Source organism: Brevundimonas sp. (genome assembly GCF_041648055.1).
GTDB lineage: Bacteria > Pseudomonadota > Alphaproteobacteria > Caulobacterales > Caulobacteraceae > Brevundimonas.
This window is the reverse complement of record NZ_JBAZPS010000002.1, coordinates 203,201-223,145: the sequence shown is the minus strand read 5'-3', so window position 1 is coordinate 223,145 and position 19,945 is coordinate 203,201. Positions and strand designations below refer to the sequence as shown.

Genomic DNA, 19,945 nt, shown 5'->3' with positions numbered 1-19,945 from the left:
TCCATATGCCTCTCTCTCGATATGGAGAGTCAAGAGCCAAGAACTTGGCGCGCAAGCACCAGACCCAAATCGAGGCCTGGTCGTTTTGTAATTTCAGGAAATTAAGCGAGCGGCGGTCGGTTCGCTACAAGCCGACCACATAAGCAGCCTACTGATCAGCACGGGTAAGCTGCTGCTATTTATCAGAAAATGGCGCGCCCGGAACGATTCGAACGTCCGACCCTCAGATTCGTAGTCTGATGCTCTATCCAGCTGAGCTACGGGCGCGCATGGCCGCGAACGGCGAGGCGGCTTCCTAGCGGAGGTGTGGGCAGGGGGCAAGGGGTTTAGCGCGGTTTTCGCGGCAAGTTTCGATCGGGGGTTTCTAAGCCGAGGCGCAGGCGTCAAGTTGAGACGAACCTCCCCGGTCGTCTTCGCGAGTGCCTGATGCCATCCTCCCTTTCCCGCCTGGTCAGACCACTGGCTGTCGCAGCCCTGACACTGGCGCTTGTGGCCTGTGCGAGCGACGCCGGGCAAACCGCTCAGGACGGAGGAGGACGGGCGTCGGCTATGGACGCTGCCTCTGTCCCGGCCATGCCTCAGGCGCGCGGGCCGTTCGTTTCGGCGGCCAATCCGCTGGCGGTCGAGGCGGGGATGAAGATCCTGCGCGAGGGTGGCTCGGCCGTCGACGCGGCGGTGGCGGTGCAGGCAGTGCTGGGGCTGGTCGAGCCGCAGTCGTCGGGTCTGGGCGGCGGGGCCTTCATGATGGTGTTCGAGGCGGAGACGGGCGAGGTCACCAGCTATGACGGGCGCGAAACGGCCCCGGCGGCGGCGACGCCGGGGCTGTTCTACGAGAACGGCCAGCCGTTGGGCTTCGGGGACGCCGTGCTGAGCGGTCGATCGACGGGCACGCCGGGCGTGGTGGCGATGCTGGGCATGGCGCAGGCCGAGCATGGTGCCCTGCCGTGGAGCGCCCTGTTCGGGGATGCCGAGCGCCTGGCGCGCGAGGGCTTTGTGGTCAGTCCGCGTCTGGCCGGCATGATCGCCCAGCCGCGCGGTCAGGCGCGGTCGCGCTGGGCCAATGCCTATTTTACGAAACCGGATGGCCAGCGGCTGGTCGCGGGCGATGTGCTGCAGAACCCGGCATATGCCCAGACGGTGGCCGAACTGGCGGCGGGTGGGCCTGAGGTCTTCTATCGTGGTCGCATTGCGGAGGAGATTGCCGCCACCCTCGCCGAGGGGCCGCGCCCGGGGGCGCTGACGACGGCGGACATCGCAGCGTATCAGCCGATCGAACGCGGGGCCCTGTGCCGCCCTTACCGGGTCTATGTGGTCTGTGTGCCGCCGCCGCCGTCCAGTGGGGTGGCGATCCTGCAACTGCTGGCCATGGCGGAGCGTACACCGGCGATCGATGGCGGGGCGGAGGATGCCGACGCCTGGGTCGCCTTCGCCCAGCTTCAGCGGGTGATGTATGCCGACCGCGATCGCTACGTCGGCGACCCGGCCTTCGTGGGTGTGCCGGTGCAGGGGTTGCTGGACGACGGCTATGTGGCCGAGCGCGCGTCGCTGGCGGTGGGTCTGACGGGCGCGGCCGAGGCGGGCACGCCGCCGGGCGGTGTCTTCGCTGGGCCCGATGCCACGCGCGAACCGGCCGGCACCTCGCATTTCGTCGTCGTGGACGCAGCGGGTAATGCGGTCAGCATGACCACGACGGTGGAGAGCATCTTCGGCTCGGGCCGGATGGCGGCGGGGTTCTTTCTGAACAATCAGCTGACGGACTTCTCGTTCGAGCCGCTGCGCGAAGGCGGCCAGCCCGCGGCCAATGCGGTGGCGGCGGGCAAGCGACCGCGTTCGTCCATGTCGCCGGTGATCATCCTGGACCGGCACGGCCGTCTGATCGGGGCGCTGGGGTCGCCCGGCGGCTCCTCGATCCTCGCCTATAATGCCAAGGCGCTGATCGCCGTGCTGGACTGGGGCCTGCCGGTTCAGGCGGCGTTCGACCTGCCCAATCTGGTGGCCAAGGGCGACGGGTTCGGGGCGGACACAGAGCGATTCCCGGCGGCTGTGCGCGAAGGGATGGCCGCTGAGGGCGTCGTCATCCGCCCCAACGCCAGCGAGAACTCCGGCCTGCACGGCGGGCTATGGCGGCAGAGTGCGGACGGCTGGAGCTGGGACGGCGGGGCGGACGACCGGCGGGAAGGGGTGGCGAGGTTTTAGGGATGAGGGATCAGGGATCAGGGAAGACAAGCAGGGTTCCGAGCCTTCGGCTATCTGCCCTGGTCCCTAATCCCTAGTCCCTGACCCCTACTCCGGCTTGATGGACAACTGAAATGCGATCACGCCTTCGGACACATCGGTATCGACGCCATGGCCAGCGCGAAATCCTTCGGTCTCGATCTCGCGGTAAATCAGGCCGACGGAACTCTGGATCGCCCCTTTTCGCATGGCCACGCCGATGGAGGCGTCGCCCAGGAAGTTGCCGCTGTCGTGGCTGACGCCCGAGCGGGCATAGTCGCCATCGCGCGTGCGGGCGAAATTGTAGCCGACGGCCCGCCCCGAGCCGGCGGCATAGACATACCAGCGCGGCCGTTCGCCAAAGGCCTCGGTGCCATCGGGCACCAGGCGATCCAGATTGCGTCCGACACGCAGGGTCGCCCCCGCCTCGGTCGAATTGCCCCGGCTGCCGACGCCGACGCCGACATGGGGCGTCAAGGTGACGTCCAGTCCCGAGCCCGTCTGGCCCAGCGTCTCGGTCCAGCCGCGAACATAGGAGACGTCGTAATGTTCGGTGTCCCAGCCCGCGCGGTCCAGCGGCCCAGGCGGCACGGGCGCGCCATCGGCCCGGCGGATGGAGCCTTCGGTGCGCAGGCGCAGCCGGTCGTCGAAGCCGCCACCCGAGAACCATACGTCGCGTTCCGCCACCGCCCGCGGTTCGGCACGATCGGCACGCGAGACGCTGGCGACCCAGCGTGGCTCGATATCGGTGATGGGGGCGTCGAAGGCGGCGACGGATCCGTCGCGCTCCAGTCGGGTCAGAAGATCGGAGACCGTGACGGGCCGGTCCGCGCCGTCCGCAAAGGGATCGGCCAGCCGGACGGCCTCCTGAGCCGTAGCAACGGTCGCCACGCCCGCGCAGGCCATAGCCAAAAGCGCAGCGGTTTTTACTGAAATGGCCGTCGTTTTCAGCATCAACGGGACCCTCCCCAGTCCGTCAACGCCTCGACCCTGCACCAAAGGGCCCCGCGCGCCAACAGACTTCTCTCGCCACATATCAGGCGGTCGAACGTCGGGGATGTGGCAGGGTTCCTCTGCGACCGCCGTTCGACGGTCGTAGAGGTTGGTCAGCCTACTGGCAGGCCAGGCACTCGTCGTAGTCGGTGCGGGCGGCGCTGAAGAGGTCCGGCTGGTTGGGATCGACCTCGGCCTCGACCTTGTCGGCGGCGCCGGCGAAGGACGCGCGCTGAACCGACTTGGAGCGCAGGTAGTAGAGCGACTTCACGCCCTTCTCCCAGGCCTGCCAGTGCAGCATGTGCAGGTCCCATTTGTTGACGTCGCCCGGGATGAACAGGTTGATCGACTGGGCCTGGCAGATTTCCGGCGAGCGGTCGGCCGACAGTTCCACGATCCAGCGCTGGTCCAGTTCGAAGGCGGTCTTGAAGATGCCCTTCTCGTCCTCGTCCAGGCTATCAAGATGCTGGACGGAGCCTTCGTTCTCCAGGATCGAGTTCCAGACGGCCTCGGTATTGATGCCCTTGCCGTCCAGCAGACGCTCCAGATAGGGGTTCTTGACCGCGAACGAGCCGGACAGGGTCTTGTGGGTATAGATGTTGGCCGGGATCGGCTCGATGCCCGCGCTGGTGCCGCCGCAGATGATGCTGATCGAGGCGGTCGGGGCGATGGCCAGCTTGTGGCTGAACCGCTCCATCACGCCGCGCTCTTCGGCATCCAGGCAGGGGCCCTTTTCTTCGGCCAGCAGGCGGCTGGCCTTGTCGGCCTCGCGGCGCAGATGTTTGAACAGGCGCATGTTCCACGACTTGGCCATGGCGCTTTCGAAAGCGACGCCCTGGCCTTGGAGGAAGGAGTGGAAGCCCATCAGGCCCAGGCCGACCGAGCGCTCGCGCTTGGCCGAATAGACGGCGGCGGCCATTTCGGGCGGGGCGCGGGTGATGAAGTCCTCCAGGACATTGTCCAGGAAGCGCATGATGTCCTCAATGAAGCGGGGCTCTTCGCGCCACTCCAGGAACATCTCGGCGTTGACCGACGACAGGCAGCACACGGCCGTCCGGTCGACGCCCAGGTGATCGCGCCCGGTGTGAAGCATGATCTCGCTGCACAGGTTGGACTGTTTGACCGACAGGCCCAGGTCGCGCTGATGCTGCGGCATCTGGCGGTTCACAGTGTCGGAGAAGATCAGATAGGGCTCGCCGGTCTGCAGACGGATTTCCAGGATCTTCTGCCACAGGCTGCGGGCATCGACGGTCTTCATGACCTCCTGGTTCTTCGGCGACACCAGGTCGAAGGCCTTGCCGTCGCGGACCGCCTCCATGAATTCGTCGCTGATGCTGATGCCGTGATGCAGGTTCAGGGATTTGCGGTTGAAGTCGCCCGAGGGCTTCCGGATCTCCAGGAACTCCTCGATCTCCGGGTGGTGCACGTCCAGATAGACGGCGGCCGAACCGCGACGCAGCGAGCCCTGGCTGATCGCCAGCGTCAGGCTGTCCATCACGCGGATGAAGGGAATGATGCCGGACGTTTGTCCCGCACCCTTGACCTTCTCGCCGATCGAACGGACGCCGCCCCAATAGGTGCCGATGCCGCCGCCGTTCGAGGCCAGGGCCACGTTTTCGTTCCAGACGTTCTGGATTCCGTCCAGGCTGTCGGCCACGGAGTTCAGGAAGCAGGAGATGGGCAGGCCGCGCGCCGCGCCGCCATTCGACAGCACCGGCGTCGAGGGCATGAACCACAGCTGGGACATATAGTCATAGACGCGCTGGGCATGGCCCGGATTGGTCGCTTCATCGTCGGCAAAGGCCAGCGAAACGCGGGCGAACATGTCCTGGTAGGACTCGCCGGCCAGCAGATATCGGTCTTCCAGCGTCTTCTTGCCGAACTCGGTCAGCAGGTCGTCACGCGACCGATCGATCTGGATGGAGGGCACGACCGACAGATGGGGACGACTGGCCTGTTCGGCGAGTGCCCGCGCATCGATAACCGACTGCAATTCCACTGTCTTCAACGCTTCGCCGCCGGCCATGATCGTATTCGCCCTGAACTTCTGATTGATCGTCAACCGCGCCTGAGACCACATCATCTAGTGGCCCCTTCGCTTCCCCAACCCACATATAGGGCACAGATGGCTAACGAGCCGTCAACGGGGTTGACGATCACTTTCTGGGCGAATCGCATTCATGACAGGGGATGAGCCTGTGGACAGGCCGCGACGACGGCGTGACAGGGAGGGAGCATCAAGATCACGAAACCGTGATCGGGAACGTCTCACAAGCGTGACCGTTTGGGCGCGATGACCGCAGACCAGACCGTGACCTTTTTCCGCCGCGCCCTGCGCATCGCCCGCACCGAAATCGCGGCGGTCAGCGCCCTGTTCATCATCGCCCTCGGCGTCATGACCTTCGTCGAGCTGGCGGATGATATGACCGAGGCGGACGGTCAGGCCTTTGACCAGTCGGTCCTGGCCTGGGTTCAGCCCGTGGCGGGCGAACCGCGCGGGCCATGGTGGATGAAGGAGGCGGCGGCCGACCTGACCTCGCTGGGCGGCATATCGGTGCTGGCGCTGTTCGCCACCATCGCCATCGGCTTCCTGCTGATCCACCGCAAACGGCTGTCGGCCCTGCTTCTGGTGGTCGGCCTGGCAGGCGGAGTGGCGCTAAGCGAAGGCCTGAAGGCGATCTTCGAGCGCGAACGTCCCCCTGCGGCCTTTCAGGCGGTGGAAACGATCAATGCCAGCTTCCCGTCGGGCCATGCGCTTCTGGCCACAGTCTTCTATCTCAGCCTGGGGGTCATGCTGACCCGCGCCTTTTCGCGCCGCCATGTGAAGGCTTTCGTGCTGGGGGCGGCCATCGTGATTGCGCTGCTGATCGGAACGACCCGCGTCTATCTGGGGGCGCACTGGGCCTCGGACGTTCTGGCCGGCTGGAGCGTCGGTGCCGCCTGGGCCATGGCCCTGTGGCTGGTTGCCTATGCGGTGGAACGCCGCCAGATCGCCCACCATGCCGCGCTTCAGGATGAAGCCGATCCGGGCTGATCGCTGACGCGCCTTCGACCTTTGTCGCGCGTGCATTCCGGCGATGCGTGGCACTATGCAGACCTTGGCTCCTGCGTCTGGGCCAATCATTGACTGCGACGCTGCCGGAGCCCTGCATGCCCGACCCTGCCCACGCCTCCCTCTATGCCGAACGTCTGATGACCGCAGGCCAGGCGGCGGCGCTGATCCCGTCCGGCGCGCGCGTGGTCATGGGCCTGGGCGTCAGCCAGCCACCGGCCTTGCTCAAGGCATTGGCTGACCGGGCAGAGGCGGGAGAGGTGGAGGGGATCAATCTCTATTATCTGCTGTCCACGGCCATCGCAGGCGACACCGTGCTGCGCTGGGAGGTGGTGGATCGTATCCGCCCTCACAGTCTGTTCCACGGCGCGATCGAGCGGCGGCTGGAGGCGCGGGCTGCCGAGGAGCGACGGCCCAACCCCGTTCACTTCATCCCGACGGGCTTTCAGCAGACGCCGCGCGTGCTGTGCGAGGAGGTCGGCGTGGACACACTGGTCTGCACCGTCTCGCCGATGGACGAAGACGGCTTCTTCAGCTTCGGCACCAATACCGACTACAGCCTGCCGGTCTCTCGCACGGCCAAACGGGTGATCCTGGAGGTCAATCCGCACATGCCGCGCGTGTTCGGCGATTGCACCGTTCACGTGTCGCAGGTCACGGCGGTGGTCGAGCACGCCGCCTCGCTTCTGGAAATTCCCAAGGCTGCATCCCAGCCCCAGGATCGGGCCATCGGCGCGATCATCGCCGGAATGGTCGAGGAGGGCGCGACGCTGCAGATGGGAATCGGGGCCCTGCCCGATGCCGTCTGCGACGCCCTGAAGGATCATCGCGATCTGGGAATCCACACCGAGATGCTGACGCCCGGCCTGGTCGAGCTGATGCGCGCGGGTGTGATCACCAATGCGCGCAAGACATCACATCCGGGCAAGGGGGTGTTCGCCTTCTCCATGGGCGACCGATCGACCTATGACTTCCTGGACGGTAATCGCGATCTGGAAGCCCACCCGGTCTCCTATGTGAACGATCCGGCCGTCATCGCCCGTAATGCCAGGATGATTTCGGTCAATGCGACGCTCCAGATCGATCTCAGCGGAGCCTGCTGCTCGGAGTATCTGAACGGACGACAGTTCACGGCCTCGGGTGGCCAGCTCGATTTCGTGCGAGGGGCCTATGCCTCACAGGGTGGCCGGTCGATCATCGCCTGCCACTCGACCGCCGCCAGGGGCACGGTATCGCGCATCGTCGCCCGGCTCGACGGGCCGGTCACCACACCGCGCAACGATGTCCATATGGTCGTGACGGAGCACGGGCACGCCAATCTCAAAGGCTTGACCACGGCCGAGCGTGCCCGCGCCCTTGTCGGCCTCGCCGATCCGCAGTTCAGGGACAGCCTCGAGCGCGACGCGCGCGAGGCGGGGCTTTTCTGAAAGGCATGAGAGGCACCGGCGCACTGCTCAGACCATCCCCAAGCTTCTCCCCACCAAACTGCGGCGGGAACACCACATGTAGCGTTGTGCGACAAAGTGATCGCTAAATAGCCGCAATTCGACTTGGCACCGGGCGCGTCTGGCCGCATGGTTAGGGCCTGTCCTTTCTCCGGTTTCGCGAGTCGCCCGATGAACGCCCACACCATCATCAAGCCTGCCCGCCCCGGCCTGCTGACCCCGTCAGCCGCCTACAAGCCGTTCCGCTATCCGTGGGCCTTCGACATGTGGAAGAAGCAGCAGCAGGTCCACTGGATGCCCGAGGAAGTGCCGCTGGGCGAGGACCTCAAGGACTGGGCCGTCAAGCTGAACGACAAGGAGCGCAATCTGCTGACGCAGATTTTCCGCTTTTTCACCCAGTCGGACATCGAGGTGTCGGACAACTACATGGAAAAATACGGCCGCGTCTTCAAACCCACCGAGGTGAAGATGATGCTGTCCAGCTTCGCCAATATGGAGACGATCCACATCGCGGCCTATGCCCTGCTGCTGGAAACCATCGGCATGCCCGAGAGCGAATTCGGGGCCTTCATGGAGTACGAGGCCATGCGCGACAAGCATGACTTCATGCAGGAGTTCGGGGTGGAAACCGAGGCGGATATCGCCCGCACCCTGGCCATGTTCGGCGGCTTCACCGAGGGGCTGCAACTGTTCGCCAGCTTCGCCATGCTGATGAACTTCCCGCGCTTCAACAAGATGAAGGGCATGGGCCAGATCGTGTCCTGGTCGGTGCGCGACGAGAGCCTGCACTGCGAAGGCATCATCAAGCTGTACCACGCCTTCAACAAGGAGACGGGCGTGGTCACCAAGGCCGTGGCCGATGACATCGTCCAGTGCTGCGAGACGGTGGTGAAGCTGGAGGACAAGTTCATCGACCTGGCCTTCGAGGCGGGCGAGGTCCAGGGCATGACGCCCGAGGACATCAAGAAATACATCCGCTTCATCGCCGACTGGCGCCTGCGTCAGCTGGACCTGCCGGAGCTGTACGGCGGTGGCCGCGAAAACCCGCTGCCCTGGCTTCAGTCGCTGTTGTCAGGCGTCGAACACGCCAACTTCTTCGAGGCCCGCGCCACGGAATATTCCAAGGCGGCGACGCAAGGGTCGTGGCACGGTGCCGAAGGCGTCTGGACCGAGTTCGACCGCATGATGGCGCGGCGCGACATGAGTGGCGTCATCGGCTGACGGGATCTGCGGGGGTCGTCAGATCCCCGCGTACCACTCATAGCCGCGGTCTTCCCAATAGCCGCCCTTGCCGCCCCCGATATGAGCGAAACTTTCGACCGCCTCGATGCGTCGGATGTATTTGGCGTGTTTGTAGCCCAGCTGGCGCTCGACCCGCAGGCGTAGCGGGGCCCCATGGGGCACAGGCAGGGTCTGGCCGTTCATGGCATAGGCCAGGATCGTCTGGGGGTGGCGAGCGTCGATCAGGTCGATGCTTTCATAATAGCGGTCGCCCGTCTCGGTCTGATCCAGGGCATCGAAACAGTGGAAGACGATGTACCGGGCCTCGGGCTTCAGGCCCGCCTCGTCCAGCAGGGTCTCCAGCCGCACGCCGGTCCATTCGCCGATGGAGGTCCAGCCCTCGACGCAGTCATGCTTGGTGATCTGGCTCTGGGCCGGACGGCCGCGCAGATCGGCCAGGGACAGCGACAGGGGCCGTTCGACAAGGCCGTCGATGACCAGCCGGTAGTCTGCAAAGCCGCCCGTCTTCAGCGCCACATAGTCCGCCGCTGCCGGATCGGTCGAGCCATTGGCCCGAAAGTCTGGCGAGATTTCCGACCGGTCGTAGGTCGGGGCCAGGGCCTCGCGGGGGATCAGCAGGCGCTGGGTGCGGCGGGTCAGGCCCTCGCCCATGCGGCGTGCCTGCTCGGCCAGGCTGATCCGCGCCTGATCGCAGGCCGACAGGGCCGAGGCCAGCAGGGTTGCAGCCGCTCCGGTCAGCCAGTGTCTACGGTTCATGACGGCTCTCCCGCGTCGTCCGAGGCCTTGCGTCGTCCGCCGGGCCCGGCCACCGATCCCGGCGGTTCGATGACGAACCAGCCCGTGACCATGGCCCGCATATTGTTGAATAGCCCCGTCCAGATCACCAGCCCGACATGGATGACGATGAAGCCGACGATCAGGGCCGCCGAGATGAAATGCAGAGTCCGTGCCGACTGCCGCCCGCCCATGATCTCCAGCAATATGCCGCCAATAGCGTTGAACCCCGGCGACATCGACAGGCCGGTGATCAGCATCATCGGCAGGACGATCACGATCATGGCCAGATAGGTCAGCTTCTGGATCACATTATAGGTGCGGGCGTGGTCGTCGGTGGGGAAACGAAACCGCGCATGCTCGGCCACGGAGGCCCCGATACCCTTCAGGTCCGCCGCCGTGGGGGCAAGCCGCCGACCGAACCGCCGCGTAATCACACCGAAGGCCAGATAGATCAGCCCGTTGATCACGAAGATCCAGGCGAACAGGAAGTGATAGTTCCGCGCCTCCGCCAGATTGCGCCCCTGCGGGATCAGCAGCCAGTTCGGCACCCTCGGCGTGCTGACCCAGGGATCGGCGAAGGTGGAGGTCAGGCCCCAGTACAGATGCGGATGCGCGGCCAGGATGTTCAGCCCGCTCATGATCAGCACGACCACCGCCACGACGTTCAGCCAATGGGTGATCCGGACCCAGACGGGATGCCGCCATATCAGGGTACGGCCCTGGCCCAGCGGCCGGTCAGACCTGGCGGACGCGACGTCGATGGGCGCTTCGTCTGCGATATCGGTCATGCTGCGCCTTCCCGCCGTCCAGCGACGGTGTCACGGTAATCCTGACTACGCAATCCGGCGGCGAAAGGTTACGGCCTGACCCTGCAATTTCGGCCACCGGCCTGCTCACAGGCCCGAACACTTTGCTCATACAGCGCCATGTCGCGCTGATAGCGTTCCTGGGCGGCAGCATTTTCTGCGGCGATACGGGCGTTATCGGCTTCGATACGCGCGGCCTCCGCCTGCCAGGCTTCCCGTGCCGCATCGTTGGAGGCGATGATATCCGCCTCGCGACGAGCGGCCTCTTCGTTCTGGGCCAGGATGCCGGCGTTCAGCTTGCTGGTCGCGGCCAGCTCTGCCGGATCCTGGCGACTGTCAGGCACGGCGCGATAGGTTTCGCCACGCTGGCGGTCCCATTGCTCCGAGCCAGGAACGGGAGTGTCTGCAAGTTCGGGGGTCTGGACCGGTGCGGACGCGGGCCTGACCTGTTGCGCCGCGGCGGGCAGGCTCAAAAAACTCCCCAGAACCAGGGCGGCGGCGACGGTCGTGAACGATCGGGACATCGAAGGGGTCTCCATCAGGGTCGGTGCGGACGCTGACCCGCAAGCTGGGCCATTTCGCGGCCCTCGACCAGCCTCAACGCCTGGAGGCCCTGATCGGTGCCGAGGGTGTCAGTCAGGCAGACGCAGGGCGAAGACCGTCCCGTCCTGCCCCGTCTCGATCAGGTCCAGTGTGCCACCGTGCGCCATGGCCAGTTCGCGCGAAATGGTCAGCCCAAGGCCGGTGCCTTCCGAAGCCCGGCCGCTGACGAACGGATCGAACAGCTGTTCCGACACCCTGGACGGAATGCCCGGCCCGTCGTCGGCGATGCGAAGCAACCAGCCGACGCTGTCCTGGGACGCTGTGACCGTCACCCTACCCCGGCGCGGAGCCTTGCGTCTGGTGTCGCCCTGAATGGCCTGACGGGCATTGCGCATCAGGTTGACCAGGATGCGGTGCAACTGGTCCGGATCGGCCTGAACTGTGGCCTTTGCGGGCAGGCTCTGGACCAGCTGCACGGTGTCGGGTGTCAGACCTGCATCTTCGGCAGCCACGCTGACGGCGCTGGCCAGGACGACAGCGACACGCTGAGGCTCGGGTTCTTCGCTGCGACCATACTCAAGGACATTGCGGGACAGGGCGGCGGCGCGGCCCAGGGCCCGTTCCAGCCGGGGCAGGACGCGGGCCACCTCGGGGTCGGGCGATTCCGCCAGTCGTTCGGACGCCAGCTGGGCCGAGGTCAGCATGTTGCGCAGGTCGTGGTTGATCTTGGCCACCGCCTCGCCCAGCGCCACCAGCCGGGCGCGGGAGCGCAGCGACAGCCGCACCTCTTCCTGCATCCGGGCCAGTTCGCGCTCGACCCGGCCGATCTCGTCATGGCGACCGCTGGGCGGTTCGCCCTCGGCCTCGGGATCGCGGGCGAACCGCTCGATCGAGCGGGTTACCCGCCGCAACGGCTGGAGCACCAGAAAGGCCAGGCCAGAATAGAGCAGAGCGCCCGCCACGATCGACACCAGCAGCGACACCAGCAGACTGTTCAGCAGAAAGGTGCGCAGTTCCGCCTTCAGGGGCTGGGCCAGAGTCACGATCTCGATGAAGTCGCCGGTACGATAACGCGGCCGGGCCTGGACCCGGATAGAGCGATCCGGATGGCCAAACAGGGTCCGCCAGGGATCGATCAGGCGTGAGACCGGGCGGCTCTCCCGCAGATCGATCAGGTCGGGCGTTCTCGACAGATTAGGGGCCTGCAACAGAAGTCGCCGCACCCCCTGGTCCGCCACGACCACCGCCTGCACGCCGCCGATGGCCAGAAGCTGTTCTGCCGTATCATCCTCGACCGCCGAATAAGGCAGGGCCTGGACCGCGACCGAGGCCAGCTCGGCGGATTGCAGCCGGTCAGTCAGCCAGCGCTCGTGAAAGCTGGCCACACTGGGAGTGATGATCAGGATTTCCACCGCCACCGCAAAGACCATGGTCAGCAGCATCAGCCGTCGCGCCAGGGCATCCGGCGGGTTCAGCCCCAACCGCCGCCTCAGGCCCTCGGGCACCCAGGTCCACAGGCGAGGGCCGGTATGGGGTGCGACCTCGCTCATGTCGCCGCCTTGCGACCCAGCGCGCCTTGCAAGGCCTTCAGCGCCACGGGCAGGACGACGGCCAGCACGAAGACGCCCGTCATCGGGGCCCAGAACTGGCCGAACAGGGCCTGGAAGTCCGGATCGGGATCAGTGACCAGCAAGGTGTTCAGTCGCGCGCCTATCCAGCAATAGATGGTGTGGGCCGGCAACAGGCCGATCACGGTGGCCACCGTATAGGGCTTCAGCCGCGCCGCCATCACCCCGGCGGCGATATTGATCATGTGGAAGGGCACCACGACGGCCAGTCGGCTGGCCAGCACATACCAGAAGGTATCCTTGTCGATGGCGTTGCAGACCTTCTGCATCAGGCCCGCGTCCCGCTCGGCCTTTTCGCGCAGGGACTGGCCCAGGGCGGTGCGGGCAACCGCATAGACGATCAGGGCCCCGATCGTGGCGGCGATGGAGGTGGCCACCCCGCCGACCCAGGGTCCGAACAGATAGCCCGCCGTGATGGTGAGAAAGAAAACGCCGGGCACCACGCTGGCGGTCAGGATGGCAAAGACCGCCATCAGGATCAGCAGGCTGACGATATAGTTGTCGGCGGTGAAGGCCCGGAACGCCTGACCGTGGTCGCGGATCGTGTCCAGCGACAGATAGCGATTCCAGCCCATGCCGAAGATCAGCGCGATGACGCCGGCCAGCAGGATCAGGGGCAGAAAGCGTTTCAGACGGTCCATCTTCACTCCAACGCAGACGCATCGGCGTTGACACCGCCTGCCCCTCCGCTTATACGCCCGCCCTTCCCGCGACGGATGCCTTTGTCCGCCGCCTCATTATTTAAAGTTGGGAGCCGACCGTGAAGCGGACCTATCAGCCGTCGCGTTTAGTGCGCAAGCGCCGTCACGGCTTCCGTTCGCGGATGGCCACCAAGAACGGCGCAAAGATCGTTGCGCGTCGTCGCGCCAAGGGCCGCAAGCGCCTGACGGCCTGACCCGTCAGGCGTCCGTCTACGGACGCATGACCGACTTTCCAGATATCAAACGTCTGACTTCGCGGCCCCAGTTTCTGGCGGCCGCGAAAGGCGTTTCAGAGGCCCGTGGTGCGGTCGTGGTCCAGCGGCTGGATCGCCGGGACGACGACTCCACCATACGTCTGGGCTTTACCGCTACGCGCAAGGTCGGTGGCTCCGTCGTTCGCAACCGCGCCAAACGCCGGCTGAGAGAGGCCGCCCGCGCCCTTGCGCCGCAGTTCGGACGGCCCGGCAGCGACTATGTCTTCATCGCCCGCATGGGCACGGCGGACCGTCCCTGGGACCGTTTGCTTGACGATGTGAAATCGGCGCTTACAAGGCTGGCGACCCCACGGTCGGCGGCTCCGAAGCCTTCGACCGCGCCGACCCCGCCCGCGCCCATTCCGCCCGCAACCGCCGGCCAGGATTCCTGATCTCCATGCCTCCCCAGAATAACAGCAAGAACACCATCATCTTCATGGTGATCGCTGGCCTCATGCTCCTGGCCTACAGCTTCTTCGTGATGCAGCCGCAGGCCGAGCGCCAGAAGGCGGCCCGTGCCGCTGCCGAGCAGCAGGCGGCAGCTTCCGGCGCAGCAGGCGGAACGGGTGCGACCACCGACAGCGCCCCGGCGTTCATCACGGATCGCGAGCAGGCACGGCGTGCCCTGGGCGATCGCGTGGCGATTAAGACAGAGACGGTGTCCGGTTCGCTCTCGCTGCGTGGCGCGCGTCTCGATGACCTGTATCTGACCAACTACAAGGACACCCTGGCTCCCGGCTCCCCCTCGGTCGAACTGTTCCGTCCCGAGGGCATGGAGCACAGCTATCAGGCCATCTTCGAGTGGCGCGGCAGCAATATCGAAGGGGGCGTTCCTGATCGCAACACGCCGTGGCGGCTGACCCAAGGCACAACCTTGACGCCGACAACGCCCGTCACGCTGACCTGGGACAATGGAGCGGGCCTTCGCTTCACACGCCGCATCGCCATCGATAACCAGTATCTCTTCACGATCACCGACACGGTCGCCAACTTCACACCCCGGTCCATCCAGATCACCCCTTTCGGCAAGGTTGAACGTCAGGGCGTTCCCGATGATCTGGGTCGCAACCAGATCCTGCATGAAGGGGCCATCGGCACCTTCGGAACGGAAGGCAAATACGCCACCACCTCGCTCAAATACGGAGCGTGGGCCAAGAAGCCCGTACAGGAAGAAGAATCGACCGGCGGCTGGATCGGTATCACTGACAAATACTGGCTCGCCGCACTCATTCCCACTCAGTCAGAGCAGGTGAAGGCCGAGTTCAGAATCTCGAACCTTCCGGCGGCCGAAACCCATTCGGTGAATCTGCAAGGACAGTCCCAGACTATTGCGCCCAATGCCGAGATCAGCGAGACGACCCGCCTGTTCGCCGGGGCCAAGCGCAATGAGATCCTGGCGGGCTACGAGAAGTCGCTGGACCTGCCGCGCTTCATCTATGCGATCGACTGGGGCTTCCTGTTCTTCCTGACCCGGCCGATGTTCCTGATCGTCGAATTCTTCTTCGGCATCCTGGGCAATTTCGGTCTGGCCATCCTGGCGCTGACCCTGGTCGTGCGCCTGATCATGTTCCCGCTGGCCAACAAGAGCTACGAGAGCATGTCGCGCATGCGCACCCTCGCGCCCAAGCTGGAAGAGCTGAAGAAGAAATATCCTGACGATCCAGCCAGCCAGCAGAAGGAAATGATGGCGCTGTATCAGAAGGAGAAGATCAATCCGCTGGCGGGCTGTCTGCCGCTGCTGATCCAGATCCCGTTCTTCTATGCCGTCTACAAGATGCTGACGGTGACCATCGAGATGCGGCATCAGCCGTTCTTCGGCTGGATCCGCGACCTGTCGGCGGCGGACCCCTCGACCATCTGGAACCTGTACGGCCTGATCCCGTGGGACCCGGCGACGGTGCCGCTGATCGGCACCTTCCTGACCACCAATGCCTCGCTCAGCGTGCTGGCTATCGTCTATGGCCTGACCATGTGGCTGCAGATGGCCATGAGCCCGCCGGCGACGGACCCGATGCAGCGCCGCATCTTCCAGTTCATGCCGGTGGTCTTCACCTTCATCATGGCCACCTTCCCGGCGGGCCTGCTGATCTACTGGGCCTGGTCGAACGTGCTGACCATCTTCCAGCAGTACATCATCATGCACCGGCTGAAGTCGGAGAACCCGATCGACACCTTCTTCGCCCGGTTCAAGAAGGCCTGATTTGGAAGACTTCACCCCCGAAGAACTGGAACAGGGCCGTATCCTGTTTGCGCGGCCCGCGACCTTCGTCATGGGCTGCGCCAAGATCGAGCAGTTGCCGGAACCTGACCTGCCGGAGGTGGCCTTTGCGGGTCGGTCCAACGTGGGCAAGTCCAGCCTGATCAACGGCCTGGTCGGCATGCACAAGCTGGCCCGGGCGTCGAACGAGCCGGGCCGCACGCGCGAGGTCAACTTCTTCGATCTGGACGGCAAGATGCGGCTGGTCGACCTGCCCGGCTACGGCTGGGCCAAGGCGTCCAAGACGACGGTCAGGAAATTCCAGGACCTGGGCCGCGACTATCTGCGCGGGCGGGTCACGCTGAAGCGGGTCTATCTACTGATCGACAGCCGCCACGGGCTCAAGAAGGTCGACGATGAGGCGCTGGATGCGCTGGACCTGGCCGCCGTCAGCTATCAGATCATCCTGACCAAGGCCGACAAGCTGAAGAAGGGCGAGGCCGACAAGGTCCAGGCGGAAACGCTGAAGGCCATCGCCAAACGCCCCGCCGCCTATCCGGCGGTGATCGTCACCTCGGCGGAGAAGGGCGACGGCATGCCGGAGCTCCGCGCCGAGATCATGCGGACGACCGGGGCGGTGCTTTAGCGCTCTTGCGGACTTCGCCCGGGAATGATCGGGTGGCGGCCATGCAAACGCGCCTGATCCAGACCGATACTATCAGCCAGTCGGTCCTTGAGGCTGGGACCGGCCCTCTGGTCCTGTTCATCCACGGCTTTCCCGAGCTGGGCATCAGCTGGCGCGCGCAGGTCGAGGCGCTGGCCGAGGCGGGATATCACGCCGTCGCGCCCGACATGCGCGGCTATGGGGCGACGGACAAGCCGGAGGCCGCAGCCGACTATTCCATCCTGCATCTGGTCGGGGACATGGTCGCCCTGGTGCGGGCGCTGGGCCGGACGCAGTGCGTGGTCGTGGGACACGACTGGGGGGCGCCGGTGGCCTGGCACTGTGCCTTGCTGCGTCCGGACATGTTCCGGGCGGTGGCGGGTCTGTCCGTACCGTTCCAGCCGCGCCGACCGGGTGGTCCCCCGACCCCGGCCATGGCCGCCATCGCCAAGCGGGCGGGTCTGGGCGAGCTCTATATCAACCAGTTCCAGGCTCCGGATGCGCACGCCATCTTCGAGGCCGATGTCGCGGCAGGCCTGCGCAAGGGCTTCTATGCCTATGACGGGGCGACGCCGGATGCGCGGCAGTCGACCGGCTTCATTCCGGCCGGTCAGGACTTTCTATCGACGGTCCCGGAAGACGCCACCTTGCCGCCGTGGATGAGCGACGCCCATTTTCAGGAGTATGTCGATGCCTTTGCGCAGGGCGGCTTCAAGGGGCCGATCGACTGGTATCGAAACCTGGACCGCAACTGGGCCCTGACGGCGTTTGTGCAGGATCAGCGCATTCTTCAGCCGGCGCTCTTCCTCGTCGGCGAGCGCGACCCGGTTCGCCACTATTCGGGTCAGCATGAGGCAGGGCTGAAGGACTGGCTTTCAGGCCTGCGCGGTTCGCATGTGCTGGCCGGGTCCGGTCACTGGCTGCAGCAGGAGCGGCCGGTGGAGGTCAACCGGCTGCTGCTGGACTTCCTTGCTGGCCTATAGACCCGCCACAGCCTCGGCCGTGATCTCAAGGCTGCGGACACGGTCGTTCAGATCGTACACCATGCCGGTGACCATGACCTCGTCCACGCCGGTCTGATTGGCGAAGGCGGCCAGCTTGTCGCGCACCGTGTCGCGCCCGCCGATGGCGGCATAGGTCAGGCGGCTCTGGACGGCGGCGATCTGGCGCGGGTCCAGCACGGTGGTGATGTCGTCCACGGGTGGCTTGACCCGACCCGGCTTGCCAGTGACCACGGCGGCAAAGGCCTGCTGCATGCTGGTGGACAGGCGCAGGGCCGCGGCATCCGTCTCGGCGGCGAAGACGTTGATGACCGCCAGACTGTGCGGTTCGCTGAGAACCTTCGACGGGCGGAAACCGGCGCGATAGGTTTGCAGCGCCTGCATCAGCAGCTCGGGCGCGAAATGGCTGGCGAAGGCAAAGGGCAGGCCCAGGTGGGCGGCCAGTTCGGCGCTGAACAGGCTGGACCCCAGAAGCCAGATCGGCACCTTCGTGCCTGCGCCCGGCCAGGCCGTGACGCGCTGGCCGTCGACGGGATCGTCCAGAAAGGCCTGAAGCTCCAGCACGTCGCGCGGAAACTGGTCCGCCGCCTCGAAATAGCGGCGCAGGGCCCGCGCCGTCTCGCCGTCCGTGCCCGGCGCGCGGCCCAGACCCAGATCGATCCGGTCGGGATAGAGGGACGCCAGGGTGCCGAACTGTTCGGCGATGACCAAAGGCGGATGATTGGGCAGCATGACACCGCCGGAACCGACGCGGATCGTCGTCGTCGCCCCTGCCACATGGCCGATCACCACGGCGGTGGCCGAGCTGGCGATGCCCGGCATATTGTGGTGTTCGGCCAGCCAGAACCGCTTGAAGCCCAGCCGATCGGCCGCCTGGGCATAGGCGGTGGTTTCCGCGAGCGCACGCGAGGCGTCGCCGCCCTCCACGATGGGCGACAGGTCAAGCACTGAGAAATCGGTCATGGACGCCAGATCGGGTCGAGGGCGTTGTCAATCAAGACCCACGAGGTTGTCGAGGGCGTCCGCAGCGCCCTAAGCTGGCACAGCCATGTCGTTCAGGGGGCCACCATGATCATCGCCGCATCCATCCTGGGAACCGTCGCCGTCGCCGTTTCGCCTGCACAGGCCACCACACCCGCCGGCGATCTGGCCGGAACATGGGAAGGCCCACTGGCCGTCGGCGGCCAGTCCATCCGCATCGTCTTCCGCATCCGGCCAGACGGGACGGCCGTCATGGACAGCCCCGATCAGGGTGCGCGCGACATTCCGGTGGAGACCCCGACGGTAGAGGGCGGTGTCGTGCGGCTGACCGTGCCTGCGCTGGGAGGTCGGTTCGAAGGACGCCGCTCGGACGACGGTGCAGTCCTGACGGGAGTCCTGTCGCAAGGCGGGGTGACCCTGCCGCTGGTCCTGACCCGCATGAGCGCCACGGTCGCCGAACTGGTCCGACCCCAGAACCCTTTGCCGCCGTATCCCTATCGCGCCGAGGAGGTCGCCTTTGACAATGCGAACGCTCCCGGCGTGCGACTGGCCGGGACGCTGACCTTGCCGCAAGGGAACGGGCCGTTTCCGGCGGCGATCCTGATCAGTGGTTCAGGTCCTCAGGACCGGGACGAGACGGTCTTTGGCCACAAGCCCTTCGCGGTCTGGGCCGATGCCCTGACCCGGCGTGGCATTGCCGTGCTGCGTTATGACGACCGGGGTACCGCCGGCTCTACGGGTGAGTTCGCGGCGGCGACCAGCGCCGATTTCGCCACCGATGCCGATGCGGCGTTTGCATACCTGGCCGCACGGCCCGAGATCGACGGGCGACGCATCGGCCTGATCGGTCACAGCGAGGGCGGTACGATCGCGCCGCTGGTGGCACAGGAAGGCGTGCCGGTCGCCTGGGTGGTCATGCTGGCCGGACCCGCCGTGTCGGGCGGGGCGCTGCTGACCGAACAGTCCCGTGTCACCCAGGTCGCCATGGGGATCGCGCCGGCAGTGGTCGATTCCAATGTCGCCATACAGGCCCGCATCATGAGCGCCGTGGAAGAGAATGCGTCCAGCGCCGACGCAACCATCGCGGCGGTGGATGCCGTTCTCGCAGACGCCGGACTGTCGGTGGCACAGCGCCAGGAGCAGGCCCGCCAGACCGGCAGTGCCTGGACGCGCTGGTTCATCGCCCACGACCCCGGCCCGGCCCTGGCCGGTCTGGATGTGCCGCTTCTGGCGCTTTACGGCGGCAAGGACGTGCAGGTGCCGGCCGATCAGAATGCGCCCGTGCTATCCCGCCTCAAGCCCGATGCCGAGGTGGTCGTCCTGCCCGATCTGAACCATCTGATGCAGCCCGCCGTGACGGGTCTGCCCAATGAGTACGAGGCCATCGAGACCACCATCGCTCCGCAGGCGCTTTCGACGGTGGTGGACTGGGTCGTGGCACGGTGAA

The 19,945-nt window shown here is 65.8% G+C and carries 18 protein-coding genes and 1 tRNA gene; 10 read left to right on the top strand and 9 right to left on the bottom strand.

The annotated features are described in order from the left end of the window. Positions 1-190 precede the first annotated feature (190 nt). Positions 191-267, bottom strand: a tRNA-Arg gene (locus WC585_RS07385). A gap of 159 nt (positions 268-426) precedes the next feature. Between WC585_RS07385 and WC585_RS07380 the strand changes: the two genes are divergently transcribed. Continuing rightward, a complete protein-coding gene (locus WC585_RS07380) occupies positions 427-2,196 on the top strand; it encodes a gamma-glutamyltransferase family protein (protein ID WP_373257017.1) in 1,770 nt (589 codons plus the stop codon). Positions 2,197-2,283: 87 nt separating this feature from the next. On the opposite strand, the gene WC585_RS07375 is transcribed toward WC585_RS07380, so the two are convergent. Both WC585_RS07375 and WC585_RS07370 read right to left on the bottom strand, forming a co-directional pair. Next, positions 2,284-3,168, bottom strand: coding sequence for a lipid A-modifier LpxR family protein (locus WC585_RS07375; protein WP_373257016.1), 885 nt, complete (start codon positions 3,166-3,168; stop codon positions 2,284-2,286). Between the two features lie 157 nt (positions 3,169-3,325). After that, a complete protein-coding gene (locus WC585_RS07370) occupies positions 3,326-5,287 on the bottom strand; it encodes a ribonucleoside-diphosphate reductase subunit alpha (RefSeq protein ID WP_373257193.1) in 1,962 nt (653 codons plus the stop codon). 213 nt (positions 5,288-5,500) lie between these two features. On the opposite strand from WC585_RS07370, the gene WC585_RS07365 reads away from it, so the two are divergent. From WC585_RS07365 to WC585_RS07355, 3 genes are all read left to right on the top strand, one after another. Then, on the top strand, positions 5,501-6,241 hold the full coding sequence (locus tag WC585_RS07365) for a phosphatase PAP2 family protein (protein WP_373257015.1): 741 nt from the start codon (positions 5,501-5,503) through the stop codon (positions 6,239-6,241). 116 nt (positions 6,242-6,357) lie between these two features. After that, entirely contained in the window at positions 6,358-7,686 is a 1,329-nt protein-coding gene (locus tag WC585_RS07360; protein WP_373257014.1) for an acetyl-CoA hydrolase/transferase family protein, read from the top strand. Between the two features lie 189 nt (positions 7,687-7,875). Beyond that, positions 7,876-8,925, top strand: a complete 1,050-nt coding sequence (locus WC585_RS07355; protein ID WP_373257013.1) for a ribonucleotide-diphosphate reductase subunit beta — start codon at positions 7,876-7,878, stop codon at positions 8,923-8,925. 18 nt (positions 8,926-8,943) lie between these two features. Here WC585_RS07355 and WC585_RS07350 read toward each other — a convergent pair whose 3' ends face one another. From WC585_RS07350 to WC585_RS07330, 5 genes are all read right to left on the bottom strand, one after another. Further along, the gene (locus tag WC585_RS07350) at positions 8,944-9,702 is read right to left on the bottom strand and encodes a molybdopterin-binding protein (RefSeq protein WP_373257012.1); all 759 of its coding nucleotides are present in this window, start codon (positions 9,700-9,702) and stop codon (positions 8,944-8,946) included. Then, the gene (locus tag WC585_RS07345) at positions 9,699-10,511 is read right to left on the bottom strand and encodes a cytochrome b/b6 domain-containing protein (protein ID WP_373257011.1); all 813 of its coding nucleotides are present in this window, start codon (positions 10,509-10,511) and stop codon (positions 9,699-9,701) included. Before WC585_RS07345 ends, WC585_RS07350 begins: the two co-directional genes overlap by 4 nt. A gap of 68 nt (positions 10,512-10,579) precedes the next feature. Next, positions 10,580-11,053: a hypothetical protein gene (locus tag WC585_RS07340; protein ID WP_373257010.1), complete on the bottom strand. Its 474-nt coding sequence runs from the start codon at positions 11,051-11,053 to the stop codon at positions 10,580-10,582. Positions 11,054-11,161: 108 nt separating this feature from the next. After that, positions 11,162-12,622 carry a sensor histidine kinase gene (locus tag WC585_RS07335; RefSeq protein ID WP_373257009.1) on the bottom strand — a complete coding sequence of 487 codons (1,461 nt, stop codon included), beginning with the start codon at positions 12,620-12,622 and terminating at the stop codon, positions 11,162-11,164. Further along, the gene (locus WC585_RS07330; RefSeq protein ID WP_373257008.1) at positions 12,619-13,341 is read right to left on the bottom strand and encodes a TVP38/TMEM64 family protein; all 723 of its coding nucleotides are present in this window, start codon (positions 13,339-13,341) and stop codon (positions 12,619-12,621) included. Before WC585_RS07330 ends, WC585_RS07335 begins: the two co-directional genes overlap by 4 nt. A 119-nt stretch (positions 13,342-13,460) precedes the next feature. On the opposite strand from WC585_RS07330, the gene rpmH reads away from it, so the two are divergent. The 5 genes from rpmH to WC585_RS07305 are packed head-to-tail and all read left to right on the top strand — an operon-like array spanning position 13,461 to position 17,499. Beyond that, on the top strand, positions 13,461-13,595 hold the full coding sequence (gene rpmH, locus WC585_RS07325) for a 50S ribosomal protein L34 (protein ID WP_029414875.1): 135 nt from the start codon (positions 13,461-13,463) through the stop codon (positions 13,593-13,595). 26 nt (positions 13,596-13,621) lie between these two features. Further along, positions 13,622-14,047 (top strand): ribonuclease P protein component, encoded by a 426-nt coding sequence (rnpA, locus tag WC585_RS07320; protein WP_373257007.1) that lies wholly within the window; start codon positions 13,622-13,624, stop codon positions 14,045-14,047. 5 nt (positions 14,048-14,052) lie between these two features. Further along, positions 14,053-15,855, top strand: coding sequence for a membrane protein insertase YidC (gene yidC, locus WC585_RS07315; protein WP_373257006.1), 1,803 nt, complete (start codon positions 14,053-14,055; stop codon positions 15,853-15,855). 1 nt (position 15,856) lies between these two features. Continuing rightward, a complete protein-coding gene (gene yihA / locus WC585_RS07310) occupies positions 15,857-16,498 on the top strand; it encodes a ribosome biogenesis GTP-binding protein YihA/YsxC (protein ID WP_292170349.1) in 642 nt (213 codons plus the stop codon). 41 nt (positions 16,499-16,539) lie between these two features. Further along, the gene (locus WC585_RS07305) at positions 16,540-17,499 is read left to right on the top strand and encodes an alpha/beta fold hydrolase (protein WP_373257005.1); all 960 of its coding nucleotides are present in this window, start codon (positions 16,540-16,542) and stop codon (positions 17,497-17,499) included. Here WC585_RS07305 and WC585_RS07300 read toward each other — a convergent pair. Further along, complete coding sequence (locus WC585_RS07300; protein ID WP_373257004.1) at positions 17,494-18,480, bottom strand: LLM class flavin-dependent oxidoreductase; 987 nt, start codon at positions 18,478-18,480, stop codon at positions 17,494-17,496. The two genes, WC585_RS07305 and WC585_RS07300, sit on opposite strands and share 6 nt — an antisense overlap. Before the next feature lie 24 nt (positions 18,481-18,504). Here WC585_RS07300 and WC585_RS07295 point away from each other — a divergent pair, with 24 nt between their 5' ends. Then, positions 18,505-19,944: an alpha/beta hydrolase family protein gene (locus tag WC585_RS07295; RefSeq protein ID WP_373257003.1), complete on the top strand. Its 1,440-nt coding sequence runs from the start codon at positions 18,505-18,507 to the stop codon at positions 19,942-19,944. Position 19,945: the final 1 nt, after the last annotated feature.